The organism is Streptomyces sp. NPDC050147 (genome assembly GCF_040660195.1).
Classification (GTDB): Bacteria; Actinomycetota; Actinomycetes; order Streptomycetales; family Streptomycetaceae; genus Streptomyces.
This window is the reverse complement of the sequence record NZ_JBFALJ010000016.1, coordinates 65,066-91,811: the sequence shown is the minus strand read 5'-3', so window position 1 is coordinate 91,811 and position 26,746 is coordinate 65,066. Positions and strand designations below refer to the sequence as shown.

General features: G+C 70.8%; 27 protein-coding genes and 1 riboswitch. Of the genes, 15 read left to right on the top strand and 12 right to left on the bottom strand.

The genetic code is table 11. From position 1 onward, the window contains the following. Positions 1–13: 13 nt before the first annotated feature. Complete coding sequence (locus AB0I94_RS24105) at positions 14–1,219, bottom strand: MFS transporter (protein ID WP_363311691.1); 1,206 nt, start codon at positions 1,217–1,219, stop codon at positions 14–16. Positions 1,220–1,316: 97 nt separating this feature from the next. Here AB0I94_RS24105 and AB0I94_RS24100 point away from each other — a divergent pair, with 97 nt between their 5' ends. From AB0I94_RS24100 to AB0I94_RS24050, 11 genes are all read left to right on the top strand, one after another. Continuing rightward, a complete protein-coding gene (locus AB0I94_RS24100; protein ID WP_363311690.1) occupies positions 1,317–2,468 on the top strand; it encodes an ROK family transcriptional regulator in 1,152 nt (383 codons plus the stop codon). A gap of 135 nt (positions 2,469–2,603) precedes the next feature. After that, positions 2,604–2,734: riboswitch (FMN riboswitch) on the top strand. 218 nt (positions 2,735–2,952) lie between these two features. Next, complete coding sequence (gene ribD / locus AB0I94_RS24095) at positions 2,953–4,008, top strand: bifunctional diaminohydroxyphosphoribosylaminopyrimidine deaminase/5-amino-6-(5-phosphoribosylamino)uracil reductase RibD (protein ID WP_363311784.1); 1,056 nt, start codon at positions 2,953–2,955, stop codon at positions 4,006–4,008. Position 4,009: 1 nt separating this feature from the next. After that, on the top strand, positions 4,010–4,639 hold the full coding sequence (locus AB0I94_RS24090) for a riboflavin synthase (protein ID WP_363311689.1): 630 nt from the start codon (positions 4,010–4,012) through the stop codon (positions 4,637–4,639). Positions 4,640–4,695: 56 nt separating this feature from the next. Continuing rightward, on the top strand, positions 4,696–5,283 hold the full coding sequence (locus AB0I94_RS24085; RefSeq protein ID WP_363311783.1) for a nicotinamide mononucleotide transporter family protein: 588 nt from the start codon (positions 4,696–4,698) through the stop codon (positions 5,281–5,283). Further along, a complete protein-coding gene (locus AB0I94_RS24080) occupies positions 5,280–6,581 on the top strand; it encodes a bifunctional 3,4-dihydroxy-2-butanone-4-phosphate synthase/GTP cyclohydrolase II (protein ID WP_363311688.1) in 1,302 nt (433 codons plus the stop codon). Before AB0I94_RS24085 ends, AB0I94_RS24080 begins: the two co-directional genes overlap by 4 nt. Before the next feature lie 71 nt (positions 6,582–6,652). Beyond that, positions 6,653–7,138: a 6,7-dimethyl-8-ribityllumazine synthase gene (gene ribH, locus AB0I94_RS24075; protein ID WP_160503731.1), complete on the top strand. Its 486-nt coding sequence runs from the start codon at positions 6,653–6,655 to the stop codon at positions 7,136–7,138. A 35-nt stretch (positions 7,139–7,173) separates the two neighbouring features. After that, entirely contained in the window at positions 7,174–7,446 is a 273-nt protein-coding gene (locus tag AB0I94_RS24070) for a phosphoribosyl-ATP diphosphatase (protein ID WP_135330016.1), read from the top strand. Between the two features lie 51 nt (positions 7,447–7,497). After that, the gene (gene hisG / locus AB0I94_RS24065) at positions 7,498–8,346 is read left to right on the top strand and encodes an ATP phosphoribosyltransferase (RefSeq protein WP_363311687.1); all 849 of its coding nucleotides are present in this window, start codon (positions 7,498–7,500) and stop codon (positions 8,344–8,346) included. Positions 8,347–8,367: 21 nt separating this feature from the next. Next, positions 8,368–8,805, top strand: a complete 438-nt coding sequence (locus AB0I94_RS24060) for a PH domain-containing protein (RefSeq protein ID WP_363311686.1) — start codon at positions 8,368–8,370, stop codon at positions 8,803–8,805. A gap of 198 nt (positions 8,806–9,003) precedes the next feature. Further along, positions 9,004–10,347 carry a hemolysin family protein gene (locus AB0I94_RS24055; protein ID WP_363311685.1) on the top strand — a complete coding sequence of 448 codons (1,344 nt, stop codon included), beginning with the start codon at positions 9,004–9,006 and terminating at the stop codon, positions 10,345–10,347. Then, the gene (locus tag AB0I94_RS24050) at positions 10,344–11,420 is read left to right on the top strand and encodes a hemolysin family protein (protein WP_363311684.1); all 1,077 of its coding nucleotides are present in this window, start codon (positions 10,344–10,346) and stop codon (positions 11,418–11,420) included. Before AB0I94_RS24055 ends, AB0I94_RS24050 begins: the two co-directional genes overlap by 4 nt. Positions 11,421–11,437: 17 nt before the next feature. Here AB0I94_RS24050 and AB0I94_RS24045 read toward each other — a convergent pair whose 3' ends face one another. Beyond that, on the bottom strand, positions 11,438–13,309 hold the full coding sequence (locus tag AB0I94_RS24045) for an AAA family ATPase (RefSeq protein ID WP_363311683.1): 1,872 nt from the start codon (positions 13,307–13,309) through the stop codon (positions 11,438–11,440). Between the two features lie 433 nt (positions 13,310–13,742). Continuing rightward, positions 13,743–14,387 carry a hypothetical protein gene (locus AB0I94_RS24040; protein WP_363311682.1) on the bottom strand — a complete coding sequence of 215 codons (645 nt, stop codon included), beginning with the start codon at positions 14,385–14,387 and terminating at the stop codon, positions 13,743–13,745. Between the two features lie 204 nt (positions 14,388–14,591). On the opposite strand from AB0I94_RS24040, the gene AB0I94_RS24035 reads away from it, so the two are divergent. After that, positions 14,592–15,956: a peptidase C39 family protein gene (locus AB0I94_RS24035; protein WP_363311681.1), complete on the top strand. Its 1,365-nt coding sequence runs from the start codon at positions 14,592–14,594 to the stop codon at positions 15,954–15,956. Positions 15,957–16,024: 68 nt separating this feature from the next. On the opposite strand, the gene AB0I94_RS24030 is transcribed toward AB0I94_RS24035, so the two are convergent. The 4 genes from AB0I94_RS24030 to AB0I94_RS24015 form a co-directional block, all read right to left on the bottom strand. Further along, complete coding sequence (locus tag AB0I94_RS24030) at positions 16,025–17,149, bottom strand: hypothetical protein (protein WP_363311680.1); 1,125 nt, start codon at positions 17,147–17,149, stop codon at positions 16,025–16,027. Continuing rightward, the gene (locus AB0I94_RS24025) at positions 17,136–17,549 is read right to left on the bottom strand and encodes a hypothetical protein (RefSeq protein ID WP_363311679.1); all 414 of its coding nucleotides are present in this window, start codon (positions 17,547–17,549) and stop codon (positions 17,136–17,138) included. Before AB0I94_RS24025 ends, AB0I94_RS24030 begins: the two co-directional genes overlap by 14 nt. A 254-nt stretch (positions 17,550–17,803) precedes the next feature. Next, positions 17,804–17,995, bottom strand: a complete 192-nt coding sequence (locus AB0I94_RS24020; RefSeq protein WP_363311678.1) for a hypothetical protein — start codon at positions 17,993–17,995, stop codon at positions 17,804–17,806. Positions 17,996–18,121: 126 nt separating this feature from the next. After that, a complete protein-coding gene (locus AB0I94_RS24015; RefSeq protein ID WP_363311677.1) occupies positions 18,122–19,606 on the bottom strand; it encodes a M1 family metallopeptidase in 1,485 nt (494 codons plus the stop codon). 277 nt (positions 19,607–19,883) lie between these two features. On the opposite strand from AB0I94_RS24015, the gene AB0I94_RS24010 reads away from it, so the two are divergent. Beyond that, on the top strand, positions 19,884–20,045 hold the full coding sequence (locus AB0I94_RS24010; RefSeq protein WP_363311676.1) for an SCO1431 family membrane protein: 162 nt from the start codon (positions 19,884–19,886) through the stop codon (positions 20,043–20,045). Here AB0I94_RS24010 and AB0I94_RS24005 read toward each other — a convergent pair. The 3 genes from AB0I94_RS24005 to AB0I94_RS23995 all read right to left on the bottom strand — a co-directional run bounded on the left by AB0I94_RS24005 (position 20,023) and on the right by AB0I94_RS23995 (position 22,549). Continuing rightward, complete coding sequence (locus AB0I94_RS24005) at positions 20,023–20,943, bottom strand: hypothetical protein (RefSeq protein WP_363311675.1); 921 nt, start codon at positions 20,941–20,943, stop codon at positions 20,023–20,025. The genes AB0I94_RS24010 and AB0I94_RS24005 overlap by 23 nt on opposite strands. Beyond that, the gene (locus AB0I94_RS24000) at positions 20,940–21,863 is read right to left on the bottom strand and encodes a DUF6114 domain-containing protein (RefSeq protein WP_363311674.1); all 924 of its coding nucleotides are present in this window, start codon (positions 21,861–21,863) and stop codon (positions 20,940–20,942) included. Before AB0I94_RS24000 ends, AB0I94_RS24005 begins: the two co-directional genes overlap by 4 nt. Before the next feature lie 71 nt (positions 21,864–21,934). Next, positions 21,935–22,549: a DUF6230 family protein gene (locus tag AB0I94_RS23995; protein ID WP_363311673.1), complete on the bottom strand. Its 615-nt coding sequence runs from the start codon at positions 22,547–22,549 to the stop codon at positions 21,935–21,937. 170 nt (positions 22,550–22,719) lie between these two features. Here AB0I94_RS23995 and AB0I94_RS23990 point away from each other — a divergent pair, with 170 nt between their 5' ends. Next, complete coding sequence (locus tag AB0I94_RS23990) at positions 22,720–23,346, top strand: TetR/AcrR family transcriptional regulator (RefSeq protein WP_363311672.1); 627 nt, start codon at positions 22,720–22,722, stop codon at positions 23,344–23,346. Between the two features lie 71 nt (positions 23,347–23,417). Here AB0I94_RS23990 and AB0I94_RS23985 read toward each other — a convergent pair whose 3' ends face one another. Further along, a complete protein-coding gene (locus AB0I94_RS23985) occupies positions 23,418–24,695 on the bottom strand; it encodes a glycoside hydrolase family 18 protein (RefSeq protein ID WP_363311671.1) in 1,278 nt (425 codons plus the stop codon). Between the two features lie 399 nt (positions 24,696–25,094). Between AB0I94_RS23985 and AB0I94_RS23980 the strand changes: the two genes are divergently transcribed. Next, positions 25,095–26,270 carry an acyl-CoA dehydrogenase family protein gene (locus tag AB0I94_RS23980; RefSeq protein ID WP_363311670.1) on the top strand — a complete coding sequence of 392 codons (1,176 nt, stop codon included), beginning with the start codon at positions 25,095–25,097 and terminating at the stop codon, positions 26,268–26,270. Here AB0I94_RS23980 and AB0I94_RS23975 read toward each other — a convergent pair. Beyond that, on the bottom strand, positions 26,233–26,556 hold the full coding sequence (locus tag AB0I94_RS23975) for a hypothetical protein (RefSeq protein ID WP_363311794.1): 324 nt from the start codon (positions 26,554–26,556) through the stop codon (positions 26,233–26,235). The genes AB0I94_RS23980 and AB0I94_RS23975 overlap by 38 nt on opposite strands. Positions 26,557–26,746: the final 190 nt, after the last annotated feature.

Genomic DNA, 26,746 nt, shown 5'->3' with positions numbered 1-26,746 from the left:
TCCGGCGTAAGGTTCACGGTTTCCCTGCGGGCGCGTCCGCCGGAGCGGCCCGCGTGGCCTCGCGGCCGTCCGTACGCAGCACTCCAGCGAACACCGCGAGTCCGCAGGCGAGCACCGTCACCAGGCCGAACGAGACCACCAGGCTGGTCGCGTCGGCGAGCGTGCCGATCGCGGACGGGGCGATCAGGCCCGACGTGTACGTGATGGTGGCGACGCCCGCGATGGCCTGGCTCGGATTCGGGCCGCTGCGTCCGGCCGCCGCGAAGGCGAGGGGCACCACGACCGCGATGCCGAGCCCGAGCAGCGCGAATCCGGACATGGCGATCGCCGGATGCGGCGCCATCACCACGAGCAGACCGCCGAGCGCGGCGACCACGCCGCCCACCCGCACCGTGCGGACCGCCCCGAAGCGGTCCACCACCGCGTCGCCCGCCAGACGTGCGATCGCCATGGTGAGCGTGAAGCCGGTGGTGGACGCCGCGGCGACTCCGGCCGACGAGTCGAGGACGTCCCGCAGATAGACCGCCGACCAGTCCAGGCTCGCACCTTCCGCGAAGACCGCGCAGAAGCCGACCGCGCCGATGAGCAGCGCCGACTTCGGCGGCAGCGAGAAGCGCGGCGGCGCCTCGTCCCCGGGCTCCGCCTGGAGGTCGAGCACACCCCGGCAGGCGACGAGGCCGATCACGGTGAGCGCCGCGGCGGCGAGCGCGTGGTGCATCCGGGCGTCCGAGCCCAGGTGAGCGGCGACCGTGCCGGCCGCGGAGCCGATCAGGGCGCCCACGCTCCACATGCCGTGCAGGCCCGACATGATCGACTTCTTCATGCGGCTCTCGACCTCGACACCGAGGGCGTTCATCGCCACGTCCGACATACCCGCCGTCGCGCCGTACACGAACAGGGCGAGGCAGAGCGTGAGCAGGTTCGGCGCCAGCGAGGGCAGGATCAGGGACAGCGTCCACAGGGCGAGGAGGCCGCGCAGCGCGGTCCGCGCGCCGAACCGGTGGCTGACCCAGCCCGCGAGCGGCATCGCCACGGAGGCGCCGATCGCGGGGAAGGCGAGAGCGAGGCCGAGGAGCCCCGCGCTGAGGTCGGCGTGCTCCTGGATCCAGGGCACGCGGGTCGCGAAGGAGCCGGTGACGGCGCCGTGCACACAGAAGACGGCGGCCACGGCGATCCGCGCCCGCTTCAACTGACGTACGTCGTAGGTCACTTCACTCATCGATGCTCTGCCCCTCCCGAGGTGCGCCCCGCTACGGCGACGTAAACTATCAGGAACCCTGCCTGATAAATAGCAGCTTTATGGAAGGATCCCCGGCATGCCCGCATCACCGAGCACCGCCCGGGCCATCAACGACCGGCTCGCCCTGAGGCTCCTGCAGCGCGAAGGACCGCTGACGGCCAACCAGTTGAAGCAGCTGACCGGTCTCTCCCGGCCCTCGGTCGCCGACCTGGTCGAGCGCCTTCAGGGCTCCGGCCTGATCGCGGTCGTAGGGGAGGCGGGTGCCCAGCGCCGCGGGCCCAACGCCCGGCTGTACGGCATCGTCGCCGACCGGGCACACCTCGCGGCGCTCGACGTGCGCACCGGGGGCGTCTCCGTCGTCGTCACGGACCTGCTCGGCGCGGTGCTCGCCGAGGCCTCCGCGCCCATCGGCGGCGGCACCGGACCCGCCGTCGACCGGGCTGTCGCCCTCGTGGAGCGCACCGCCCGGGACGGCGGCGTCCAGCGGCTGCACACCGTGGCGATCGGCGCCCCCGGCCTCGTCGACCCCGCCACCGGCGAACTGCGGGACACCACCTCGCTGCCCGCCTGGCACCGCGGCCTCGCCGGAGCCCTCCAGGAGCGGCTCCCGGCCCGCGTGCTCGTGGAGAACGAGACCAACCTCGCCGCCCGCGCCGAACAGCGTGACGGCGCCGCCCACGACCGCGACACGTTCGTCCTCCTCTGGCTGGGCGAAGGCGTCGGCGCCGCCGTCGTGCTCGACGGGACCCTGCGCCGCGGGGCGTCCGGCGGCACCGGGGAGATCGGCTTCCTGCCGGTTCCCGGCACGCACGTACTGCCCTCCGCCACCGGCTGCGAGGGCGGATTCCACTCACTGGCCTGCGCCGCCGCGCTCCGCGATCTCGGCGCCGAGCACGGCCTTGCGGCCGGACTCGACGCCGCGGACATGGTGCGCCGCGCCGTCGGGTCCGGCCAGGGCGCCTTCCTCGACGCCGCCGCCGACCGGGTCGCCGTGGGCGCCGCCGCCATGGCCGCGATCCTCGACCCCGGCTGCGTCGTCCTCGGCGGGGAGGTCGGCCGCGCGGGCGGCGACGCGCTCGCCACCCGGGTGGCGGACCGCCTCTCCGTCATGTCGCCGCTGCACACCGAGGTGCGCGCGAGCGTGCTCGGCGGCGCGGCGGTCCTGCGGGGTGCGCTCCTTCGCGCCAGGGACGCGGCGCAGGACGAACTCTTCGGACCGGGAGGCTGAGCCGCAGCAGCGGGAGGCCGAGCCGCTTCCGTCACCGCCGGTCAAAGACCTGTCACAGGCTGCTGTGAGCCAGGCCACAGGGGTTCGCCCGTATGGGCGTCGATCAGGCGTGGCACACTGGCCTCGTACCAAAAGCAGCGCACTCCGGGGTCGGTGTAATTCCGAACCGGCGGTTACAGTCCGCGACCCGGCCGCCTCCAGCGGTCGGTTGACCAGGTGAAATTCCTGGACCGACGGTGAAAGTCCGGATGGGAGGCAGTGCGCGGCGGGCGGGCATTCGTGCGCGTCGCCGAGTGGCTTGTTCTTGGGATACCCGTCTCTTCGGGTTTCCCGGGGAGAGGTCTCGTTTCCGGCGTCGCCCCCGGTGCCGCGGTCCGTACATTCTGTCGTCATCGACAGGCCCCGGAGTCCGTGCCTTATGAGGCAGGAGGACCCGGTGGCCACAGCACCCGCAGCAGCGGCGCACGAGCACGAGCTCGCCGCCATGCGCCGTGCCATCACGCTCGCCGCCCTCGGGCTCGGCTCCACCAGCCCCAATCCCGTCGTCGGCTGCGTGATCGTCAACGCCTCCGGAGAGATCGTCGGCGAAGGCCACCACCAGCGCGCGGGCGGTCCGCACGCCGAGGTCCACGCCCTGCGCGCGGCCGGCGAACAGGCCCGCGGCGCCACCGCCCTCGTCACCCTCGAACCCTGCAACCACACCGGCCGCACCGGCCCCTGCGCCCAGGCGCTCATCGACGCCGGGATCGCCCGTGTCGTCTACGCGGTCGGCGACCCGAACCCCACCGCGACCGGGGGCGCGCAGCGACTGCGTACCGCCGGAGTCGATGTACAGGCGGGCCTGTTGGAGGCCGAGGCCGCCGCGGGCAACGCCGCCTGGCTGACCTCCGTGCGGCTCGGCCGCCCGCACGTCACCTGGAAGTACGCCGCGACGCTCGACGGCCGCATCGCCGCCGCCGACGGAAGCAGCCGCTGGATCACCTCCGCCGAGGCCCGCGCCGACGTCCACCGGCTGCGCGCCGAGTGCGACGCGGTCGTCGTCGGCTCCGGCACCCAGCGCGCCGACGACCCGCACCTCGCCGTGCGGGGCATCGAAGGCGCCGTACAGCCGCTGCGCGTCGTCGTCGACACGAACGGCACCGCCGTCGCGCCCGGCGCCCGCGTCCTGGACGACGCGGCGCCCACGCTCATCGCCGTCGCCGAGAACGTGACGGCCGAAGCGGAGGGCGAGACGGTGCGACTGCCGCGCGCGGACGGCGGGCTGGACATCCCGGCCCTCCTCGACGAGCTGCACGCGCGCGGGGTGCGTTCCGTCCTCCTCGAAGGCGGGCCGACGCTCGCCGGAGCCTTCGTCGCCGCGGGCGCCGTCGACCGCGTCATCGCCTACCTCGCCCCCGTCCTGCTCGGCGCGGGCCCCGCGGCCCTCACCGGCGGCGGAATCACGACCATCACCGAAGCGTTGCGGCTCGACGTGAGCGAGACCGTCCGCATCGGCCCCGATCTGCGCGTCACCGCGACCCTCGTAGCGAAGGAGCACTGAAGTGTTCACCGGAATCGTCGAAGAGCTGGGCGAGATCACCGCCGTCGAGAACCTGGACGACGCGTCCCGCTTCCGCGTCCGTGGCCCCGTCGTCACCGACGGCGCGAAGCACGGCGACTCCATCGCGGTCAACGGCGTCTGTCTGACGGTCGTGGAGCACGAGGGCGACGAGTTCACCGCCGACGTGATGGCCGAGACCCTGAACCGCTCCAGCCTCGGCGCGCTCGCGGCAGGATCGCGGGTCAACCTGGAGCGGCCCACCGCGGTCGGCGACCGCCTCGGCGGCCACATCGTGCAGGGGCACGTGGACGGAACCGGCGAGATCGTCGAGCGCAAGCCCTCCGAGAACTGGGAGATCGTCAAGGTCTCACTCCCCGCGGACCTCTCCCGCTACGTGGTCGAGAAGGGCTCCATCACCGTCGACGGCGTCAGCCTGACGGTGGTCGACGCCGGGCCCGACTACTTCACCATCAGCCTCATCCCCACCACCCTCGCCCTGACCACGCTCGGCATCAAGCAGCCGGGCGACCCGGTCAACCTCGAGGTGGACGTCATCGCGAAGTACGTCGAGCGGATGCTCGGCGACCGTGTTCTCGCCGCTCCCGCTCCCGCTCAGGAGGCCACCAAGTGAACTGGCTCAACTCCGAAGCCTTCACGGCCTTCGGGCAGCACGTGATCTGGTCCGACATGGTGGGCAACACCGTCGGCCTGATCGCCCTCGCGCTCGGCTGGCGGCGCTCCATATGGACCTGGCCCGCCCAGTTCCTCTCCGGTGTCATCCTCGTCGCCGCGTACGCCTCCGCGCAGCTCTCCGGCGGCGTCGGCAAGCAGCTGCTCGTCATCGGCGTGGCCCTGTGGGGCTGGCGCCTGTGGAGAGACGGCAAGCAGCAGGCGCAGGACGGGTCCATCGCCATCCGGTTCGCGACCTGGAAGGAACGTGGCGTGCTGCTCGGCGGCACGGCCGTCGGCACCCTCGCGGTCGGCGCCCTGTTCTCCGCCGTGCCCGACCTCTCCTGGAACCCCTGGCCCGACGCCTACATCTTCGTCGGCACGCTCGCCGCGATGGTCGCCCAGGCGCGCGGTCTGGTCGAGTTCTGGTTCGCCTGGCTCCTCGTCGACCTGGTCGGGGTGCCGCTCGCGTTCAACAGTGGCCTGGCCTTCTCCGGCCTCGTGTACGTCATCTACCTCGCGCTCGTCCTGTGGGGCATGCGCGACTGGTGGCTGCGGTCGCGCATCGCGTCCTCGCAGCCCGTCATGGAAGGAGCCCCGGCATGACTGCGGCACCTGTTTGGTACAGCACGGGTCACGAAGAAGACGCGTCGGACCTCGCCCTCGACCCCGTCGAGGCGGCCATCCGCGACATCACCGCCGGGCGGCCCGTCGTGGTCGTCGACGACGAGGACCGGGAGAACGAGGGCGACCTCGTCATCGCGGCCGAGAAGGCCACGCCCGAGATCATCGCCTTCATGATGAGCGAGTGCCGCGGCCTGATCTGCGCGCCCATGGAGGGCGACGAGCTGGACCGCCTCCAGCTCCCGCAGATGGTCGAGAACAACACCGAGTCGATGCGGACGGCCTTCACCGTCTCCGTCGACGCGAGCGGCGCGCACGGCGTCACCACCGGCATCTCGGCCGCCGACCGCGCCACCACGCTCCAGATGCTCGCCGCGGGCACGTACGAGCCCACGGACTTCGTGCGGCCGGGACACATCTTCCCGCTGCGCGCCAAGACCGGCGGCGTCCTGGTCCGCAACGGCCACACCGAGGCCGCGGTCGACCTGGCGCGCCTCGCGGGCCTGCGCCCGGCCGGTGCGATCGTCGAGATCGCGGGCGAGGACGGCACGATGCTCCGCCTCCCGGAGCTGATCCCGTTCGCCCGCAAGCACGGCCTGACGATCATCTCCATCGAGGATCTGATCGCCTACCGCGGCAGCTCCGAGCCGACGGTCCGCCGCGAGGCGGAGGTCCGCCTGCCCACCGCCTTCGGCGAGTTCACGGCGTACGGCTACCGCTCCACCGTCGACGGCGTCGAGCACGTCGCCCTCGTGCACGGCGAGGTCGGCGAGGGTGAGGACGTCCTCGTCCGCCTCCACTCGGAGTGCCTGACCGGCGACGTCTTCCACTCGCTGCGCTGTGACTGCGGCCCGCAGCTCGAGGCGTCGATGCGGCGCATCACGGACGAGGGCCGCGGCATCGTGGTCTACCTGCGCGGCCACGAGGGGCGCGGCATCGGACTGCTCTCCAAGCTGCGCGCCTACGAACTCCAGGAGCGCGGAAGCGACACCCTGGACGCCAACCTGAAACTCGGCCTGCCCGCCGACGCCCGCGACTACGGCGCCGGCGCGCGGATCCTGGACGACCTCGGCGTCCGCAGCGTGCGCCTGATGACGAACAACCCCGACAAGACCGACGCGGTGATCCGGCACGGCCTGCGGGTCACCGCACGCGAGCCGATGGCGGTCACGGCGGGCGAGCACAACCTCCGGTACCTGCGCACCAAGCGGGACCGGATGGGGCACGACCTGCCCTGGCTGGACACAGCCCCCGAGGTGTCGGCCTGCGGCAGCCAGTAGGACCGGACCGCGACGAACCCCGACGAACCCGTAAACCGTACGAGTAATCAGCACAAGACCAGGAGAAGCGCGTGAGCGGCAAGGGTGCACCCGAACTGAGCGTGAAGAACTGCGGAGACCTGCGGGTCGCGGTGATCGCCGCCCAGTGGCACGAGAAGGTCATGGACGGCCTCGTCGACGGCGCGCTGCGCGCCCTGCACGAGCTCGGCATCGACGAGCCGACCGTCCTGCGCGTGCCCGGCAGCTTCGAGCTGCCGGTCGTCGCCAAGGTCCTCGCCGGACGCGGCTACGACGCGATCGTGGCCCTCGGCGTCGTCATCCGCGGCGGAACCCCGCACTTCGAGTACGTGTGCCAGGGCGTCACCCAGGGCCTTACCCAGGTCAGCATCGACACCGGCGTCCCCGTCGGCTTCGGCGTCCTCACCTGCGACACCGAGGAGCAGGCCCTGGACAGGGCGGGCATCGAAGGCTCCCGCGAGGACAAGGGGCACGAAGCGGTCACCGCCGCCGTCGCCACCGCGACCACGCTGCGTACGATCTCCGAACCCTGGCGGTGAGCGGGGCCGGGGAGCCGCGTAAAGTAAGCGACATCATGTCCAAGAAGACTTTCGAGGAGCTCTTCGCCGAGCTCCAGCACAAGGCCGCCAACGGCGACCCCGCCACGTCGCGCACCGCCGAGCTGGTGGACAAGGGCGTCCATGCCATCGGCAAGAAGGTCGTCGAGGAGGCCGCCGAAGTCTGGATGGCCGCCGAGCACGAGGGCAAGGAAGCCGCCGCCGAGGAGATCTCCCAGCTCCTCTACCACGTGCAGGTGATGATGGTCGCCCGCGGCATCTCCCTCGACGACGTGTACGCCCACCTCTGAGCCGTACGCCCACTCCGCCCGACTCCCCGTCACGCAAAGGAATCCGACCTCATGCTGCGCATCGCCGTCCCCAACAAGGGTTCACTGTCCGGACCTGCGTCGGCGATGCTCCATGAGGCCGGATACCAGCAGCGCAAGGAGTCCAAGGAGCTCGTCCTCGTCGACCCGGACAACGAGGTGGAGTTCTTCTACCTCCGGCCCAAGGACATCGCGATCTACGTCTCGGCCGGCCGCCTCGACATCGGCATCACCGGTCAGGACCTGCTGGTCGACTCGGGCGCCAACGCCGAGACGATCCTGCCGCTCGGCTTCGCACGCTCCACCTTCCGCTTCGCCGCGAAGCCGGGCACGGCCAGCACCATCGCGGACCTCGAGGGCAAGACGGTGGCGACCTCGTACGAGGGCATCGTCGCCAAGCACCTCGCGGACAGCGGCATCGAGGCCTCCGTCGTCCACCTGGACGGCGCCGTCGAGACCGCCATCGAGCTGGGTGTCGCCCAGGTCATCGCGGACGTCGTGGAGACCGGCACCTCCCTGCGCAACGCGGGCCTCGAGGTGTTCGGCGAGCCGATCATGAAGTCCGAGGCGGTCGTCATCCGGCGCACCGGCGCCGACACCGACGACCCCAAGATCCAGCAGTTCCTGCGCCGCCTGCAGGGCGTCCTGGTCGCCCGGTCGTACGTGATGATGGACTACGACTGCCGTGCCGAGCACCTGGAGCAGGCCGTCGCCCTCACCCCGGGCCTCGAGTCGCCGACGATCTCGCCCCTGCACAACGAGGGCTGGGTCGCCGTCCGCTCCATGGTCCCGGCCAAGGAGGCGCAGCGGATCATGGACGACCTCTACGCCATCGGGGCGCGGGCCATCCTGACCACGGCCATCCACGCCTGCCGCCTCTGAACGGGCAGGAGAACTCACCTCATGTCTGAGCTTCCCGCCCTGCCCGTCACCTTCCGGCCCACCCGGACCCGGGCCGTCCTGCTCACCGCGGGCGCCGCCATCTTCGTGGTCCTCACGGTGATCTCCCTGCTCATCCCCGGACTCAGCACGGGGGAGCGCCTCAGCTTCATCGTCACCGGTGCCCTGCTCTTCGGCGTCCTCGCGCTCCTGAGCCGGCCGAAGGTCGTCGCCGACGAGTCCGGCGTGACCGTCGTCAACATCGCCACCAGCAGGCGCCTGGCCTGGGCCGAGATCGTCCGGGTCAACCTGCGTCCCGGCGATGCGTGGGTGTTCCTCGACCTCAGCGACGGCACCAGCCTCCCCGCCCTGGGCATCCAGCCGGGCATCGCCAAGCAGCGGGCCATCGACGACGCCCGCGCGCTGCGTGCCCTCGCCGACGCCCGCACCTCGCAGGGCTGACGCATCGGGCCGGGTCTTGATTAATCTGGTGGCGGGGCACGCATGGTGTGCCGCCCCGCCCCTGTCGGACCCGCCCGGTCCACAGGGGCTCCTGCTACCCGAGGAGTGACTCCCTCCGGCGATGGACGGTTCGTCCTGTAGTACATGCGCCGCCCCCTCCCGACATACCGGGACCGGACAGACCAGGGAGGCGGCGGCATGACGACTTCCCTGCTGCTTCTCGGGGCGGCATTCCTGCTGATTCTGGCCAACGGCTTCTTCGTGGCCGCCGAGTTCGGGCTCGTCACCGTGGAGCGCCCGGACGCAGAGAAGGCCGCCGCCGAAGGCGACCGACGGGCCCGTACGGTCGTCGACGCCCTGAAGGAGCTGTCCTTCCAGCTCTCCGGCACCCAACTCGGCATCACCATCACCTCGCTGGTCGTCGGCATGCTCGCCGAACCGGCCCTCGCGCATCTGCTCGCGAGCCCCTTCACGGCGACCGGTCTTCCGGAAGGTGCCGTACCGGGCGTCTCCGTAGTGGTCGGGATGCTTCTGGCGTCCGCCGTGCAGATGGTGATCGGCGAGCTGGTGCCGAAGAACTGGGCGGTGTCCAAGCCGCTCCAGGTCGCGCGGTTCGTCGCGGGCCCGCAGCATGTGTTCGCACGCCTCCTCAGGCCCGTCATCTCCCTCCTGAACGCCGCGGCCAACCGGCTCGTGCGGTTGTTCGGCGTCGAGCCCGCCGACGAGCTGGCCTCGGCCCGGACCCCCGGCGAACTGGTCTCGCTCGCCCGGCACTCGGCGCGGGCCGGCACCCTCGAACAGGACACGGCGGATCTGTTCGTCCGCACGCTCTCCCTCGGTGAGCTGACCGCGCAGCACGTCATGACCCCGCGCGTGAAGGTGAGCGCGCTGCAGACGTCGGCCACCGCCCAGGACGTGGTGAACCTGACCCGTGCCACCGGACTCTCGCGCTTTCCCGTGTACCGCGAGCGCATCGACGAGATCGTCGGCATGGTGCACCTCAAGGACGCCCTCGCGGTCCCGGCTCACGAGCGGCTGCGGGCACCCGTCGGCCGCATCGCCCAGGCGCCTGTCCTGGTCCCCGAGACGCTGCCGGTGCAGCAGCTCCTGGAGCTGCTGCGCAGCCGGCAGCCGATCGCCGTCGTCGTCGACGAGTACGGCGGCACGGCCGGGGTGGTCACCCTGGAGGACATCGTGGAGGAGCTCGTCGGCGAGGTCCGTGACGAGCACGACGTGCTCGACCTGCCCGAGATCGCCGCGGCACCGGCCGAGGACGGCCGTCCCGCGTGGGAGGCCGACGGCAGCTGCCGCGTCGACACGCTCCAGCGGATCGGACTCGACGTCCCCGAGGGGCCCTACGAGACCGTGGCGGGGCTCGTCGCCGACCTGCTCGGTCGCATCCCCGTCCCCGGCGACCGGGCCGAACTCCCGGGCTGGCGGCTCGCGGTGCGCCAGGTGGACCACTACCGCGCCGAGCGGGTCCGGCTCGTACGGACCGCGGGCGCGACCGACGCCATGAGCGTGCCGGGGGCCGCCCGATGAGCGTGCTGCAACTCCTGTTCGCCCTCCTCCTCGTCCTCGCCAACGGCTTCTTCGTCGGGGCCGAGTTCGCTCTCGTCTCCGTACGCCGCAGCCAGATCGAACCGCTGGACGGCAAGCGGGCCCGCCAGGTTTTGTACGGCCTTGAGCATCTGCCGCAGATGATGGCGGCCGCCCAATTCGGCATCACCGTGTGCTCGTTGACGCTCGGCGCGGTCGCCGAGCCCACCGTCGCGCATCTCCTGGAGCCCGTCTTCGAGGCGGCGCACGTCCCCGAGGGCGCGATCCATCCGCTCGGGTACGCCATCGCGCTGGCCGTGGTGGTCTTCCTCCACCTCGTCGTCGGCGAGATGGTCCCGAAGAACCTCGCGATGGCGGCTCCGGAGAAGACCGCGCTCTGGTTCAGCCCCGGACTCGTCGCCTTCGCCCGCCTCTGCCGTCCGGTCACGGTGGCGCTCGGGGCGTGCTCGCGGGGTGTGCTGGGGCTCTTCGGGGTCGAGCCCAAGGACGAGGTCGAGGCCGTCTTCACCAGTGAGCAGCTCAACCGCCTCGTCGGTGACTCGGGCCAGGCGGGACTGCTCGGCCCCGAGGAGCAGGAGCGCCTGGAGGACGCCCTGGAGCTGGGCTCGCGCCCGGTGACGGACGTCCTGCTCGACCGGGCGTCGCTGGTGACCGTGGGCGCCGGGGTCACCCCGGCACAGGTCATCGAACTCACCGGGCGCACCGGCTACTCCCGCTTTCCGGTCTGCGCGGAGAACGGCGCCTTCATGGGCTACCTCCACGTGAAGGACGTACTCGATCTCACCGACGGCGCCGAGATTGACCGCGCGGTGCCGCAGCAGGTGTGGCGCCCGATGACGACGCTGCGCGCCGAACTCCCCCTGGACGAGGCCCTGACGGTGATGCGCCGCGCCGCGACGCATCTGGCGCAGGTCGCCGACGCGTCGGGCAAGGTGCTCGGCCTGGTCGCTCTGGAGGACGTACTGGAGCTCCTGGTCGGCGAGGTCCGCGACCCCGCGCACCGGGTCGCCGTGCCCCGCAAGCCGCAGGAGGCACGGGGTGGCGCCCTGGTGTGACGGGCGGGGCGGGGGCCTCAGACCCTCGGCGGGTCCTGTGGCCCTCGCCCCGAGAGCACCTCGCCGTAGGCCTGCATCAGGTCCGGCAGCCGCAGGGTCGACAGGTCGTCACGGCTCGGCTCGCCGGGGTAGCCGGAGAGCCGCAGGTCACGGTAGGCGCAGCTCTTCTCGTAGAGGGTGCGCAGGAAGCGGCCGTTGCCCAGTTCGTCGATCCACGCCTGGTCGACGACGTGCCCGCTGATGGAGCGCAGCTCTTCGAGCGCCTCCTCGTCCCAGACGTCGCCGTTGTCGGCGGCCAGGACCTCGCCGATGGAGGTGAGCTCCAGCGGGCGGTACGAGGGGAAGTCCACGCGGGTCGTGAAGCGGGACGAGAGTCCTGGGTTGGCGGCCAGGAGGCGGTCCATGCCCTCCGGGTAGCCCGCGAGGATGACGACGAGGTGGTCGCGGTTGTCCTCGGCGCGCTTGAGCAGGACCTGGAGGGCCTCGTCGCCGTACGCGTCGCCCTTGCCGTACCCCGAGTTGGACAGGGAGTACGCCTCGTCCACGAAGAGGACGCCGCCGATCGCCGAGTCGATCAGTTCGTTGGCCTTCACCGCGGTCTGGCCCAGATACTCGCCGACCAGGTCGGCGCGTTGCGCCTCCACCAGGTGGTCGCCGCCGAGCAGGCCGAGTGCGTAGAAGGCGCGGCCCAGGATGCGGGCCACGGTGGTCTTGCCGGTGCCCGAGGGGCCGGAGAAGACGAAGTGTCGTTTCGGCGGCTGCACGGGCAGCCCCTGCGCGGCCCGCAGGCGCGCCATGTTCAGCTGCGCCGAGAGCGCCTTGACCTGCCGCTTGACCGGTTCGAGGCCGACCATCCCCTCCAGTTCGGCGAGGGCGGCCTCCAGGAGCGCGGGGTCGGTGGGCCCCGGTGGCAGTTGCGGCGGTCCCGGCTGGATCGGGATCACGGCCTTCTCGCGCACCGAGTCGGTCCCGGCGGCGGCGCCGGTGGACGGCAGTTCGGGCTCGGTGACCTTCAGGTCGCGGCCTTCCGTGCCGAAGAGCGGATCGGTCCCGTCGGGGCCGTCCATCACGTCCTGGCCGAAGCCGGTCAGGGCGATCGCCGCCAGGTCGGTGACGTCGTCGTACCCGTCGCCCTCGGAGATCGCCGCGAGCCGCGCGGAGGTGTCCATGAAGGAGGGGTCCACCCGGTGCACGGCGCGGTAGAGCGGCAGCGCCGCCGCCGAGCGGCCCGTGCCCTCGTGCGCGCGGGCCAGCCAGTAGCGGAGCTCCTTGCGCTGCGGCTGCTCGCTGCGGCAGCGCATCAGGGCGGCGGACAGGAGCGGCTCCGCCTGGCCGTACATCTCCAGGCGTACGCGGGCCATGCCTCCGAAGAGCCCTGCCTCGATGCCCAGCATCGCGTCGTCGATCAGCGAGTCCGTGTGCCGGACCAACTGCTCCCAGTCCTTGACCAGGTAGGAGCGGCAGGCGTGCAGGAACCGCACCTGCGGATCCGCGTCGACCGGCGGCAGACCCGCCAACGCCCGGTCGAGCTCCGGGACATGACGCCCGTCGAGCCAGTGCGACGCGTGCGCGAGCAGCAGATCGCGCGTGCTTTCGAGGACGGGCTGCACCCACCAGCCCAGCCAGTACCAGGAGTTGAGCGTGCGTCCGTGCCGGGTGCGCTGCTCCCCGAACCTGTCCCGGTGCTGGAACATCCGAAGCAGCGCCGTCGTCGTGTCGATGCGCAGCGCGTGCAGGCCGAGCCAGCCGTCGGCCATCCCCGGATCGATGCGCACCGCGGCCCGGAACTCCTCCTCCGCCTGTGGATAGGCGCCCATCGTGTAGGCGTCGACGCCCCTCAGCCAGGCGAGGTCGGCCGGGGCGGGTGAGCCCACCGCGTCGAAGTCCATCACGTCCCCCACAAACCGTGCCCCCGTTTGTGTACCGCCGGACCGGTGCCCGTCGGCAACTTCGCTGAACCGCCGTGCTGCGGACGGACGTTGAACCGGTGCGCAGAGAAGCCGTCCGTAAGTCGCACCGAAAGGCATCGTACCTGCGGGGGAGTGCTCGGCCGTAGGGTGCCGCAGCGCCGGATCAGGCACGTGAAGGGAGGCCACTTCGTCACCGAGGGTGAGCGAAAGGCGGCTCGCAGCGTCCGGAATGCGAGGATGGAGGGCAGAACGAAGCCCCCGATCACGGGGGAACAACCGGGGGCTTCGCGTCTGCGGGCGGCCTCGAAAGACCGCGCATTCAGAACGTAAGTCCTGTAAGGGCCCTCGGTCAAGCGGAGTTGAGGCACTCATGGAAACTGGCGCGAACTTCTGGGAGCGCTCTTTGAGAGGGTCAGCTGACCGCCTCTGGTCCCTCACCCTGCGTGACCGATTGGGTGTGCGCAGGCGTCTCATTCGGTCCCCGCAGCACCTCATATCCCTCGCGCCACTGTCGCACCAAAGACTGAGCGAAGGGGCGCGAAGGGTCTTCCGCGAAGTGCCGGCGCTCCGCGGGCTCCCACCCGTCCCAGAAGCCGCTCTGAACCTCTCCGTCCCGCTGGCGCCCCCTGCCCCAGGCCTCGTCACGTGGCAGCTCCATCCACAGCAGCCACGCCAGGTAGGGGCGCAGCGCGCGGCGGCCCGCGCCGACCCCCTCGACGAGGACCACGGGGGCGGGCGGCAGGGTGCGGATCTGGGGGCCGAAGCGGCGAGCGTGCCAGTCGTACGTCTCGTAGCGCGCCGTCTCGCCGCGCGAGAGCGGCACGACGACCTGGCGCCGCAGCCGATCCGTCCAGCCGAACAGCGCGTCGTGGCTCGCGATGTCGTCGAGGCGCAGGACGGGCGCACCGCCCAGGGCGTCGGCGAGGCGGTCGGCGAAGGTCGACTTGCCGGAGCCCGCGTGCCCGTCGACGGCGACGAGACGGACGGGGCCGCAGGAGGGCGGCAGACGCAGCAGCTCCGCGGCGACGCGTGACAGGGGAGTGGCGTGAGCGGTCATCGCCTGCCAGCGTACGGGTGCTCCATCCCGCACTCCGCGCGCCGTCCCAGCTCACGCCAGTGGTCGAGGCCAATATTGGCGGACACGGTGGTGGTCGAAGCGCTGGCAGAAGTCGGCGTGAAGCAGCCATAGTTGGCCTACCGCCGTGTACCTGACCTGCCCCTTCCGGACCCGTCCGGAACCCACGTCGACTGGGGGTCCGCCATGGACCGAGCTGATGACATGTCCCGCAGAACCGTCCTCGCCGCCGCGGCGGCCGTGGCGGCGCTGGCCGCCACCGCGAGCCCGGCGCTCGCGTCGGGCGGCCCGGCCTCCGCGCCGCGCGCGAAGCGCCCCGTGAGCAACCGCTTCTGGGCCTCGCACGCGGACTGGAGCGCCGGCACCGCCGAAGGCACCCGTGCCGTCTCCGGAGCCCGCCCCGCCGTGGAGATCGCCGAGGCCGCGGGCCGCACCGACTACGCCGACCCGCACACCGGCAAGACCGCCACCTGGGAGTACGCCCGGTGGACCTCGCCCGTGCACCGGCCCACCGTCCCCGCGACGGAGGTCGTCGCCTCCTGGAACGCCCGCACGCCCACCGGCACGTGGCTCCAGGTGGAGCTCCAGGGAACGTACTCGGACAAGGCGAAGACTCCCTGGTACGTCCTCGGCCGCTGGGCCTCGGGCGACGACAAGGAGAAGGACATCCGCCGTACGTCGGTCGACGACCAGAGTGACGGCAAGTCGAGCATCTGGACGGACACCTTCTCCATCGACGACACGACGACGAGCCTGCGACTCGTCTCGTACCGGCTGCGTCTGACCCTGTACCGCAAGCCCGGCGCCACGGCGACGCCCAGCGTGTGGCGGCTCGGCGCTATGGCGTCCGCCGTCCCCGACCGCTTCACCGTCCCGGCGTCCGAGCCGGGGCTCGCCAAGGAGCTGAAGGTCCCGCGCTACTCGCAGGAGATCCACGTCGGTGAGTATCCGGAGTACGACAACGGCGGCGAGGCCTGGTGCAGCCCGACCTCCTCGCAGATGATCATCGAGTACTGGGGCCGCAAACCGACCGCCGACGACCTCGCCTGGGTCGACCCGTCCTACGCCGACCCGCAGGTGTGCCACGCGGCCAGGTACACCTTCGACTACCAGTACGCGGGCTGCGGCAACTGGCCCTTCAACGCGGCCTACGCGTCGACGTACAAGGACATGCAGGGCGTCGTCACGCGCCTCGCCTCGCTCACCGAGCTGGAGTCGCTGATCGCGGCGGGCATCCCGGTCATAACGTCCCAGTCGTTCCTCAAGGAGGAGCTGACGGGCGCGGGCTACGGCACGGCGGGGCACCTGATGACGGTGATCGGCTTCACGACGAAGGGCGACGTGATCGCCAACGACCCGGCATCGCCGAGCAACGCGGCGGTGCGCCGGGTCTACAAGCGACGCGAGTGGGAGAACATCTGGCTCCGCACGAAGCGCTACAACTCCACGGGGAAGGTCGTCTCCGGCACGGGAGGCGTCTGCTACCTGTACTTCCCGACGAAGCTCTCCGCGAAGCAGAAGGCGGCGCTGGCCGGCGTGGGAATCCACTGAGACCGCGTACGAAGGCCCCCTCTCCGCTGAGTGGAGAGGGGGCCTTCGTACGCGGTGTCGACCGCCGGTCACGGAGCCATGCCCGGAAGCCGCAGCGTCCGCGCGAAGTCGTCCAGGGGCTCCATGGCCGCGGCGATCACTTCCGGATCGTCGTGGTGCCCGCGGAGGCAGACGTCGGGGAGGCCGGGCGGGGTGTGCCAGTGGTACGTCACCGAGGTCATCATGATGGTGCTGTCCGCGGGGTAGGAGCGGGTGACACGGACCCCGTCCGCGCCCAGGTGCGGGGAGCCGAAGGCGACGCTGCCGGATCGCTGCTGCCACTCGGGGATGCGCGGGTGCGGCACAGTGGGCGCGGTGATGCCCTCGCAGGAAGCAGCGTCAGGCGCCTCGCAGTGGATGCGGGTGGCGTGCATCACCAGCGGCATGTAGGTCAGCGGCACGGGGTGATAGATGAACGCCTCGTCGGCCTGGAGCTTGTCCCGGAGCGTCACGACCGTCTGCTCGTAGAAGTCCGGGCATGAGCGGTCTCTTTCGTCGGGGGCGCGGGCAGGGCGGCAGCCTTCAGGCATAGCTCCAGCGGAAGGGCCCATGACGGCATCGAACAGCTCCACGAGAGTGTCGTAGAAGGCAGGGTCCGAGCCGGGCGCGATGAGGGCGCTGAAGGAGAAGGTGAGGTACTGGTCGGGGTCGCTGTCCGGGACCGGCACGAAGTACTCGGCTTGGCGGTGAGCGACATCGATGCCCTGCGTGGGGTCGGCGGGTACATCTCGCTCCGAGCGCAGCGCCGCAGTGTCGTCGAGCTCCCGCACCTCGGCTCCTGGGGTCTCGGAGGCGAGCGCGAGCAGGACCGCTTCTGGGCCGCTGTCTGGCCTGACTCTCGGAATTTCGATCGGTTCCGATGCGACGATCGAGACGGGCAGCGCAACGCCGTGGAGCCGTTCGGTGGGGAGGCAGAGGGTCATGCCCCCCTTGGCGCTTGCCCGGCGGACGACCTTCTTCATCTCCTGGGTGAGCTTCAGCCGGGCCTTTGGAATGTCGTCCTTGGGGAAGCCCACGGGCAGCTGCGAGACCGCCTTGCGGACGATGCGGTCCATCGCTTCCTCGGTACCCGTGTGCAGCGGAATCACGTCCCAGCCGGGCGGCGGCACCAGGTTGAAGCCGGTCGGGGCCCGGCGGTGTTCAGCGGTGGCCATGATGCTCCCGCATCCCTTCCACGACATAGACAACCCCGACGAAGATCGCCCATGCAGGGGCGGCGATCATGCCCGGCCAGAAACCGAGCATCAGCGAGGGCAGGAAGAAGCCGCCGCCCATGGCGAGATCCCGGGTGAGATAGGGCGGACGGCCCGCGTATCGGGGGTACTTCGCGAAGACCCAGACGTAGTGCAGAAGGCAGCCAATGATCCCGGCCTCATAGGCGTAGAGAACGTCGTCCCTCAGGAACTTCGGCACCAGGATCATGATTCCGATCACCGGAAAGACCAGTGGCATTCCGATGAACAGGGTCAGCCGGAGCCGACGGTTGGGGCCGGTGCCGAGTCCGGTGCGAGCGGCTTCGGCCTCGGCGATGCGTTGTGCCGAGTGCAGGTCCATGGTCGTTCCTCATGACCTGAATCTTGTGGATGGCGGCATCCAGGGCACCTTCGGGCAATCAACGAGTCACGCCGTCGCGCATGGGGAGAAGGCTGGCCACCCGCGCACCATCCGCCCAGTGTCCGGCGAGACCTCCGGGTTCCTAGCCGACAAGGCTGATCCGATCATCTGCGACGGCCCGTTGGCCGAGCCTGAGAAGCACAGCAAACGGCCCCTCCCGCATGTGCGGGAGGGGCCGTCGGTGACCGCAGGGGCTACTTCCCCTCGGGAGTACCCCGCCGCATCCGTGCGGCCTTCTCGTCCACCTCTGCCTGGGACGTGCCGGCCTGTACCACGACCACCGCACGGGTGCCGTCGGGCAACGTCGCCTCCCGCATCTCCGTGCCCAGCAGTGGCGGTCGTCTCCGCTCCTGCTCGTAGTCGTCGTAGACCTCGTCGTCCGACATGAGACCTCCCAGCTCGGCGGAGACCCAACGTAACCCCGGTTCACCCGCGGATCCCGCCGTACAAGCGATCGATGGCGCACTTCACACGAACGCCGCCGCCGGACGACGGACCGGTGATCAGGGGCCTCAGCCCTGGACCGGATTCACCACCCAGTCCGGATGCCCCGGCATCGGCGGTGTCTTCGGGCCGTACAGCCACGGTCGCAGGAAGCCCTCCAAGTCCTCGCCCGCGACCTTCGACGCCAGGTCGATGAAGTGCTGGGTGCCTGCCGCCTTCCCGCGGAAGTCGCTCACCCACGCCCGCTCGATCTTCTGGAACGTCGCGTCGCCGACCTGCTCCCGCAGGGCGTACAGGACCAGGGCCGAGCCGTCGTACCGCATACGCTTGAAGAGGTTCGGCTCGGTCGGCTCCGCGGGGGCGCCGAAGTCGTGGCGCCACTGGTCGTGAGCGGCGTAGGCCGTCTTCATGGCGGTCTCGAAGCTGTCGCCGCCGTGCTCCTCGGAGTACATGCGCTCGTAGAAGCGGGCGTGCCCCTCGCTCACCCACAGGTCGGACCAGCTCTTCAGGGCCACGCTGTCACCGAACCACTGGTGGGTCAGCTCGTGCACCATGTTCCGCTCGGCGTCGACCTTCGTGCCGAGGAGATCCGCCTTCGGGATCAGCGAGAGCGTCTGCGTCTCCAGGGCGACGGCCAGGTCCGTGTCGCCGACCAGGAGGCCGTAGCGGTTGAAGGGGTAGGGGCCGAGCTTCTCCTGGAGCCAGGTGAGGTGGTCCGGAGTGAGTTCGCGGTATGCAGCCGTCGGCTCGACCAGGGCGTCGGGGACCACGTCACGCAGCGGCAGACCGCCCGGACCCTTGCCGTCGATCAGCTTGAACTTGCCGACCGCCAGCTGCACCAGCTGGGTGGAGAGCGGCTGTTCGGAGTCGTACGTCCAGCGCACCCGGTCACCGGGACGCTCCGTGCGGTCGACCAGCTCGCCGTTGGCGACCGCCGTCAGGTCCTTCGGTGTGGTGATGCGGAAAGTGATCGGGGCCCGCTGGCTGGGATGGTCGTTCGCCGGGAAGATCAGCCGGGCCCCGTTCGGCTGCGGATAGACCACCGTGCCGTCGGCGGTGGGTATCCAGCCGTAGTCCTCGATGGCGTCGTCACGGTGCCGCGTCTGCGTCGGGTCGGCGGTGTACGTGACCTTGGCGGTGAACGAACGGCCCTTCGTTATCGCTGACTTGGGCGTGACCGTCAGCTCGTCCCCGGCGCGGGACGTGCGCGCGGCGGAGCCGTCGACCTTCACACCGTGCAGGGTGTTGCCCCCGAAGTCCAGGTTGAAGCGGGAGAGCGACTGCGTGGCGGTCGCCTTGATCGTGGCCGTGGCCTCGAACGGCGTCCTCGGCGCCTGCCAGTCGAAGTCCAGGGTGTAGCGGTCGACCCGGTAGCCCCCGTTCCCGTCCAGCGGGAACATCGGGTCGCCCAGGCCGGGCGCGCCGGGCGAGGGTGTCCCGGATGCGGACGGCGCGGCCTGTGACACCGTGCCGGTGAGGGCCGCCGTCACGGTGACGGCGGCCGCGAGGGTGAGCCGCGCTCTGCGGCGGCGGGGCGTCCGGTACGTGCTCATCAGAAACCTTCCGGTCGGACGGTTGCGCGGACGAGTCGGCGGGGGCGCATGGAGTCGGCGGCGCCTGGAATCGGCGGCGGTGCGCCTGGGGGGTGTGCCCCACCACGTGATGTGAGACGCGCGGCACTCGGCCCAAGTTGCACGGGTTCCGGCCGGCGAGTGACCAAGCTCTCGCCCGCGAGGGCGGAATCCGGTGGCAAGGTGGATGGGTCAGTGGGGGGAGTCCGCTGCCGGACGTCACGCCGAGAGGTGTGACGCATACGTATCGAGTGATGCCATGACCGCTGCCACAGCCACTGCCACTGCCACCGCACAGCCCCGGGCAACCACCCGCACCGGCGGCCCCGAGGAAGACGGCTCGAAGGTGCTCGAGCACGTCCTCGGCTGGACGCTCGTCGTCGTCCTCGCGATGCTCGTCACGCAGATCGGTCTGATGTGATCCCGGTCTCCTGACCGTCGTGGGCCGGACCTGGATCGAGATCGGCCCGCCAGTGCCGGTGCACCACGCCCACCAGGCCGTAGAGCCATCGCACGGGCGAGCGCCGCGACAGCAGCGTGAGCCCCGCGAGGACCGCGTACAGCGGCAGGCCTAGCCACCCGCCCAGCAGCCGGACGAGGACGCTCGCGACGAGTGCGCCGACGAACGGCAGGCCGTAGACCCCGGCCGCCGCGACGGCGATCGCCAGGAACCGGTGCACTTTCCGGTCCTCGTCCGCGCCGGGCAGTGACCACCCCTCCATCAGCCAGCCGATCTGCGTGAGCAGCATTGTGCCGATCACGGCCGCGCCGAAGACCAGCAGCGCGAGGAACGTCCCGGACGTCAGGAAGTCCAGTACGTGGTTGACCACACTGTCCTGTCCCCAGTCGGCGAAGTCCCGCGCCTCGGCGGAGAAGAACCGCTCGTACCCCCTGCCGTCCCAGCCGTGGACCAGCGTCCAGAACAGCAGGAAGTAGCCGCCCACGCACTGGAGATACGCCCAGTAGCCCGCCCCCACCAGGACGAGCCCCTGCGCCACCAGGAACCCGAGGACCGCGGCGACGGGTATGCCGCCCGCGTAGAGGAGCACGAACCCCGCCCACACGCCGTCGTGCCCGTCCGCGACGTGCATCGTCGCCCACGCGGGGTTCTGCCAGAGCAGGAAGAGACCCGTCGGCACCATCAGGACCGCGGCGAAGAGCACGGTGAGCGCCAGATACGGATTGGCGGCGCGGCTGCGCGTCCGCGGCCCCTCGCCCGCGTTGATCCGCTCCCACACCTGGAGCTGCCGGGCCGCGGAGAGCGCGGACGTCGCGCCGATCGCGTACGCCCAGAAGAGCGCGGCCTGGATCTGGATCATGCCGTGGCCTTCAGCGTGAGCCCGCCCGCGACGATCAGATCCGAGGTGACCAGGGCCTGTTCCGCCTGTACGTCGGTCATGAAGACGAACGGCGGCACGATGGGCGGCACCGGCAGTTTGTCGGGCGTGAAGGTCAGACAGAGCAGCCCCTCCAGGCAGCCTTTGAACTTGGTCAGATAGAGCGTGACGGAGCCGCTGAGGTCCAAGGTGTCGGCGCCCAGGGCCAGTTCCTCGTTCCCGTCGCGCGTCTTCAGCCGGTAGTCGGTGAGCGAGGCGGCCTTCATGCGCAGCACCATGACCTTCAACGGACCGTCGGCCGTCGGGATCTCGCGTACGCCGGCCAGGATGAAGCCCTGCGGCGAGAAGAGTGTGGTGGTGATCGTCGGCGGAGTCCTCGCGGCCATGACCGCCGGGCGGGGCGCCGCCGCGATCGTGTCGCCGGGAGCCGCCTTCGCCGGGGTTCCGCCCCAGAGCGTGGCCCCCACGATGACCACCGGCAGCAGCACGCCGAGCGTCCGCGTGCCCTGCCCGTCCCGCACCTTCGGCCGCTCCGGGTCCTCCTCGGAGCCCTCGGGCACAGGCGTCCAGCCGAAGCCCATCGCGCTGCCGACGATGCCGAGCACCATGCCCACCAGGAACCCGCCGAGGTTCGTGGCCGCGAACGAAAGCACCGACAGGATCAGGGCGTTGACGCTCACATAGTGGTGGGCGTGCGGCAGCAGCCACAGGAAGACCCCGGCGGCGATCAGGGCGAGCCCGATGCCGATCGCGGCGAGCCCGCCGAGCCCCAGGCTGACCAGGACGGTCAGCGGCGACAGCGGCACGAGGAGCAGTTCGGCGCCGCCGAGGATCAGCAGCAGGCCGCCCCAGAAGGGCCGGGTGCGCCGCCACCTGCGCAGCACCCGGCGAGGCTCACGCATCGGCAGGCGCTCGTCCAGCCATCCGCCGCCGTCCGCGCCCCACGCCCTGACACCAGCTCGCCGGCCGCCGGTCAGAAGCACTTCTTGCCGCCGATGCTGACATCGAGCTTCATGCCCTTGAGGCGGAAGTTCCCGCCGGTCGCCGACCAGGCGTGGGACTTCACCCCGGAGACGGTGATGTCCCCGGCCTGCAGCCCGAACTTGCCCTTCTCGCCCTTGACCCCGGCCACCTCGTCCAGGGTCGACGCGTCCCGGCCGATCTCGGCGGTCCCGAAGCGGGCGTCGCCCTCCAGGTCCTCGGCGTCGATGATGAGATTGCTCGCGGTGACCTCGCCCGCCGGACCGCCCGCGGTCAGCTTGAACACCACGGTGCCCACCGGGGTCTTGACCTCGGCGGCCTGGCAGATGTCGGACAGGGTCGCGTCACCGATCCCGAGGAGCGCCACCGGGTGCCCCTTGCCGTCGATGTCCCGGTCGGTCTGTACGTAGGAGGACAGGCCCTCGCTGGTGAGCTTGCCGGATGAGACCTGGAAGCTGGTGCCGGAGACGGCGAAGGAGGCGGCGAGCGCCCCCTCGGCCATCACGGAGGCCATCGCGCCGACGGCCAGGACGGCCGGCAGGGCCACCACGGCCGTCTTCTTCCAGGAGGTTCTGCCTTCGCGCAAAGGGGTACGTGCCGCGCTCATGAGTCTTCCTCCCGTACGTCGGTCCAGGTGCGTAGGGGGAGTGCGTGAGAGAGCGCCTTCGGACACAGAACCGGCGGGTGGCGTGCTTCTGCCATACTGCGGATTCCCGAGGCAGTTGGAGACTAGGGCCGAAATTGAATAATAGTCAACAGCGCGGCACCGACCGTCCCGTGGACGCTCGCCCGCAGGCGCGCGGCACCGACCGTTCCGTGGCCCGTCGCGCCGAACTCATCAGCATCGGGCGGAAGTTGTTCGCCGACACGTCGTACGACGCGCTCTCGATGGACGACATCGCCAAGCAGGCGTCCGTCGCCAAGGGGTTGATCTACTACTACTTCAAGTCCAAGCGCGGCTACTACCTCGCGATCATCGAGGACTCGGTCGCGGAACTGGTCGCGCGGGCCGGGCGCCACGACGACCTGCCGCCCGTGGAGCGGGTGCACAGCACCATCGACGGCTATCTGCGCTACGCCGAGCACCACCAGGCGGCGTACCGCACCATCATCAGCGGCGGTGTCGGCTTCGACGCCGAGGTGCACGCTATACGCGACGGGGTGCGCGAGGCGTTGATCGGTGCGATCGCCGACGGCGCGTACGGCCGCCGCGACATCCCGGAGCTGGCGCGCACGGCGCTGCTCGGCTGGCTGTGCAGCGTCGAGGGCGTCACGCTCGACTGGATCGGCAACCGTGGCCTGCCGCGCCAGACGGTGTGCGACCTCCTGGTGAGGACCCTCGGCGACACCCTGCGCGTCATCGAGGAGTTCGAGCCGTCCTTCCCGGCGCCGCCGCGGTCGTGAGGGTCCGTCGGCGGCCATGAGGAAGGGGCGGGAGCCGATCGGCTCCCGCCCCAATCCGTCTGCGCGCGACGTCAGTTGATGGCCTTGATCAGCTCGCCGTCCGCCGTGTCGCCGCTGAGCTCCCAGAAGAAGGTGCCGCCGAGACCGGCCTGGTTCTTGTAGTCCATCTTCCCCGCGATGGTCGCCGGGGTGTCATAGCTCCACCAGTCGGTCCCGCAGTGCGCGTACGCGGTCCCGCCGACCGTGCCGTTGGCCGGGCACTTGGCTTTGAGTTCCTTGTAGTCGTCGATGCCCGCCTCGTACTTGCCGGCTGCGGCCCCGGTGGCGGTGGAGCCGGGCTCCTTCTGCGTGACGCCCGTCCAGCCGCGGCCGTAGAAGCCGATGCCGAGGAGCAGCTTGTCGGAGGGGATGCCGAGACCCTGGAGCTTCTTGATCGTGGCGTCGGTGTTCCAGTTCGCCTTGGGCGCGCCCTCGTACGTCTTCAGCGGTGAGTGCGGGGCGGTCGGGCCCTTCGCCTCCCAGGCGCCGAAGTAGTCGTACGTCATCGGGTTGTACCAGTCGACGTACTGGGCGGCGCCCGCGTAGTCGGCGGCGTCGATCTTGCCGCCCTCCTCGGCGTCGGCCGGGATGGCCGCGGTGACGAGGTTGTCCCCGCCGAACTTCGAACGCACCGCGGACATCAGGTCCTTGTACGCCGCGCGCCCGCTGGTGTCACAGGTCAGACCGCAGGCGCCCGGGTACTCCCAGTCGATGTCGATGCCGTCGAAGACATCGGCCCACTTCGAGTTCTCGACCAGGTCGTAGCAGGACTGGGCGAACGCGGCCGGGTTCTTGGCCGCCTCGGTGAAGCCGCCCGACCAGGTCCAGCCCCCGAAGGACCACAGGACCTTGAGATCGGGGTGGAGCTTCTTCAGCTTGCGCAGTTGGTTGAAGTTGCCGCGCAGGTCCTGGTCCCAGGTGTCGGCGACACCGTCGACGGACTGGTCGGCGGTGTGCGCCTTGTCGGTCGCCGCGTAGGCGTCGCCCATCGTGCACTTGCCGCCCTGGACGTTGCCGAAGGAGTAGTTGATGTGCGTGAGCTTGTCGGCCGAGCCGGACGTCTCGATGTTCTTGACGTGGTAGTTCCGGTCGTAGACACCCCACTCGGTGAAGTAGCCGACGACCTTGGAACCGGCCGAACCGGCCGCGGCCCGGGAGTTCGCGGCCTTGCCGGAGCCGGAGCCGGAGCCGGTGTCGGGACCGGCGGTGGCGGTGCCCGCTCCGGCGAGCAGGCCCCCGCCGAGCACGGCACAACACGCGGTGGCGAGGAGCGCCTTGAAGGGCGCGTGGGGGAGGTGTGGTCTGAGCATCGTTTCTCCTCGTGGGGGGAGAGGGCGCATGGGGGGGCGTGGTGCTGTTCGACCTGCGGGTGCCCGAGTTCCTGACCTGCGGGTGCCAGGCGGGCATCCATGAATCTTGAATTGGCATGAACGCGGAAAGGCGCTCGGCTGGACTGTAGGAGGACTAGACCAGTGTGGTCAATGGTTCGGACCAATTCCGCGCCCCTCTTGCGGGCGTCGGTTATCTTTTAAGTAAGCGGTCGTTAACTAGTGACTGGCCGCCGCCGGTCGGGCATACTCAACGCGCCAGAGCCGCTGGTCACAGCACCTTCCGCGACCCGGAAGCGTGCACCATCGGCCGGGCGTGAGACACGGTGGCGCCGCACTACCCCGCGGGTCCGCCGCAGTGCCGAAAGGGAGGATGCGATCGTGCCTGAGCGAAGCTTGCCGCAGCCGGTGGACCGTCAGCTGCCTACGGACGAGGCGCGGGATCTGTTCTCGCTCGTCCGTGAACTCGTCCAGCGGGAGATCACTCCCCGCGCGGCCGAGGAGGAGGACGCCGGACGCTTTCCGCGCGAGGTCTTCGCCCTCCTCTCCGAATCCGGGCTGCTCGGGCTGCCGTACGCCTCGGAATTCGGCGGCGGCGACCAGCCGTACGAGATCTACCTCCAGGTACTGGAAGAGCTCGCCGCGGCCCGGCTCACCGTCGGCCTCGGCGTCAGCGTCCACTCCCTGTCCTGTCACGCGCTCGCGGGCTACGGCACCAAGGAACAGCAGGCCGAGCACCTGCCCGCGATGCTCGGCGGCGGTCTGCTCGGGGCGTACTGCCTCTCCGAGCCGGCGTCCGGCTCGGACGCCGCGTCCCTGCGGACCAAGGCCGTTCGTGAGGGCGACAGCTGGGTGATCAGCGGAACGAAGGCGTGGATCACGCATGGCGGGGTCGCCGACTTCTACACCGTCCTCGCCCGCACCGGCGGCGAAGGTGCCCGCGGCATCTCCGCGTTCCTGGTGCGGGGCGACGCCGAAGGGCTCACCGCGGCGCTGCCCGAGAAGAAGATGGGCATGAAGGGCTCGCCCACCACGCAGATCAACTTCGACGGGGTACGGGTGTCCGATGCCCGCCGCATCGGCGAGGAGGGCCAGGGTTTCGCGATCGCGCTCTCCGCGCTCGACTCGGGGCGGCTGGGCATCGCGGCCTGTGCGATCGGCGTGGCGCAGGCGGCGCTCGACGAGGCACTTCGATATGCCACCGAGCGGCGGCAGTTCGGGCGGCCGATCGCGGACTTCCAGGGCCTTCGGTTCATGCTCGCGGACATGGCGACGCAGATCGAGGCCGGCCGGGCGCTCTATCTCTCGGCGGCGCGGCTGCGTGACGCGGGCAGGCCGTTCTCCAAGCAGGCGGCCATGGCGAAGCTGATGTGTACGGACGCCGCGATGAAGGTCACGACGGACGCCGTTCAGGTCCTCGGCGGCTATGGCTACACCGCGGACTTCCCGGTGGAGCGCTTCATGCGCGAGGCGAAGGTGCTGCAGATCGTCGAGGGGACCAATCAGATCCAGCGGATGGTCATCGCCCGTCACCTCGCGGGTCCCGACTCGCGCTGAACTGCCCGAGCCTGACCACGGGCGCCGCGAGCCGCACCCACTCCGGGTCGTGCCGCCCCGGCAGGGTCTTGCCCCGCTCGGCCCAGATCCGGATGAGGGCGCGGTAGATGGGCGGGTCCTGGATGTGCGGCGGCTGGGGCTGCGGCTGGTGGTGCGAGTGGGGGCGCTGCGGCTGCTGATGACGCTGGGGAAGCGATTCTGCGTCGGGCGGGGGAGCCGTCAGGAGGGTGCGCCTGCGGCGGCCGGTCGGCGGGGGCGCCAGGGGCGTCGGCGTGGGGGTGGTCATACGGGGCCAACGCGGACAGCGGGGGACAGGTCACCGCCCGCAAGATTCGAGCCTCAGTTCGCGCCATGCCCGTGTCGAGGGCGTGGCGGAGTGCGCGGCGGTGCCGGGGATGGGGGCGCGTGCGGCGGTGCCCCGCGTTCCGGCGATCCGGGCGGGGGGCGCGGCTTCTGGAACCGGATCATGGCTCCTG

Excerpts from the sequence above, each read along its gene's own strand:
- AB0I94_RS24105 (WP_363311691.1), bottom strand. The coding sequence starts at position 1,219 with ATGAGTGAAGTGACCTACGACGTACGTCAGTTGAAGCGGGCGCGGATC.
- AB0I94_RS24100 (WP_363311690.1), top strand. The coding sequence starts at position 1,317 with ATGCCCGCATCACCGAGCACCGCCCGGGCCATCAACGACCGGCTCGCC.
- ribD (WP_363311784.1), top strand. The coding sequence starts at position 2,953 with ATGCGCCGTGCCATCACGCTCGCCGCCCTCGGGCTCGGCTCCACCAGC.
- AB0I94_RS24085 (WP_363311783.1), top strand. The coding sequence starts at position 4,696 with ATGGTGGGCAACACCGTCGGCCTGATCGCCCTCGCGCTCGGCTGGCGG.
- AB0I94_RS24080 (WP_363311688.1), top strand. The coding sequence starts at position 5,280 with ATGACTGCGGCACCTGTTTGGTACAGCACGGGTCACGAAGAAGACGCG.
- AB0I94_RS24070 (WP_135330016.1), top strand. The coding sequence starts at position 7,174 with ATGTCCAAGAAGACTTTCGAGGAGCTCTTCGCCGAGCTCCAGCACAAG.
- hisG (WP_363311687.1), top strand. The coding sequence starts at position 7,498 with ATGCTGCGCATCGCCGTCCCCAACAAGGGTTCACTGTCCGGACCTGCG.
- AB0I94_RS24060 (WP_363311686.1), top strand. The coding sequence starts at position 8,368 with ATGTCTGAGCTTCCCGCCCTGCCCGTCACCTTCCGGCCCACCCGGACC.
- AB0I94_RS24055 (WP_363311685.1), top strand. The coding sequence starts at position 9,004 with ATGACGACTTCCCTGCTGCTTCTCGGGGCGGCATTCCTGCTGATTCTG.
- AB0I94_RS24050 (WP_363311684.1), top strand. The coding sequence starts at position 10,344 with ATGAGCGTGCTGCAACTCCTGTTCGCCCTCCTCCTCGTCCTCGCCAAC.
- AB0I94_RS24045 (WP_363311683.1), bottom strand. The coding sequence starts at position 13,309 with ATGGACTTCGACGCGGTGGGCTCACCCGCCCCGGCCGACCTCGCCTGG.
- AB0I94_RS24040 (WP_363311682.1), bottom strand. The coding sequence starts at position 14,387 with ATGACCGCTCACGCCACTCCCCTGTCACGCGTCGCCGCGGAGCTGCTG.
- AB0I94_RS24035 (WP_363311681.1), top strand. The coding sequence starts at position 14,592 with ATGGACCGAGCTGATGACATGTCCCGCAGAACCGTCCTCGCCGCCGCG.
- AB0I94_RS24030 (WP_363311680.1), bottom strand. The coding sequence starts at position 17,149 with ATGGCCACCGCTGAACACCGCCGGGCCCCGACCGGCTTCAACCTGGTG.
- AB0I94_RS24025 (WP_363311679.1), bottom strand. The coding sequence starts at position 17,549 with ATGGACCTGCACTCGGCACAACGCATCGCCGAGGCCGAAGCCGCTCGC.
- AB0I94_RS24020 (WP_363311678.1), bottom strand. The coding sequence starts at position 17,995 with ATGTCGGACGACGAGGTCTACGACGACTACGAGCAGGAGCGGAGACGA.
- AB0I94_RS24015 (WP_363311677.1), bottom strand. The coding sequence starts at position 19,606 with ATGAGCACGTACCGGACGCCCCGCCGCCGCAGAGCGCGGCTCACCCTC.
- AB0I94_RS24010 (WP_363311676.1), top strand. The coding sequence starts at position 19,884 with ATGACCGCTGCCACAGCCACTGCCACTGCCACCGCACAGCCCCGGGCA.
- AB0I94_RS24005 (WP_363311675.1), bottom strand. The coding sequence starts at position 20,943 with ATGATCCAGATCCAGGCCGCGCTCTTCTGGGCGTACGCGATCGGCGCG.
- AB0I94_RS24000 (WP_363311674.1), bottom strand. The coding sequence starts at position 21,863 with ATGCGTGAGCCTCGCCGGGTGCTGCGCAGGTGGCGGCGCACCCGGCCC.
- AB0I94_RS23995 (WP_363311673.1), bottom strand. The coding sequence starts at position 22,549 with ATGAGCGCGGCACGTACCCCTTTGCGCGAAGGCAGAACCTCCTGGAAG.
- AB0I94_RS23985 (WP_363311671.1), bottom strand. The coding sequence starts at position 24,695 with ATGCTCAGACCACACCTCCCCCACGCGCCCTTCAAGGCGCTCCTCGCC.
- AB0I94_RS23975 (WP_363311794.1), bottom strand. The coding sequence starts at position 26,556 with ATGACCACCCCCACGCCGACGCCCCTGGCGCCCCCGCCGACCGGCCGC.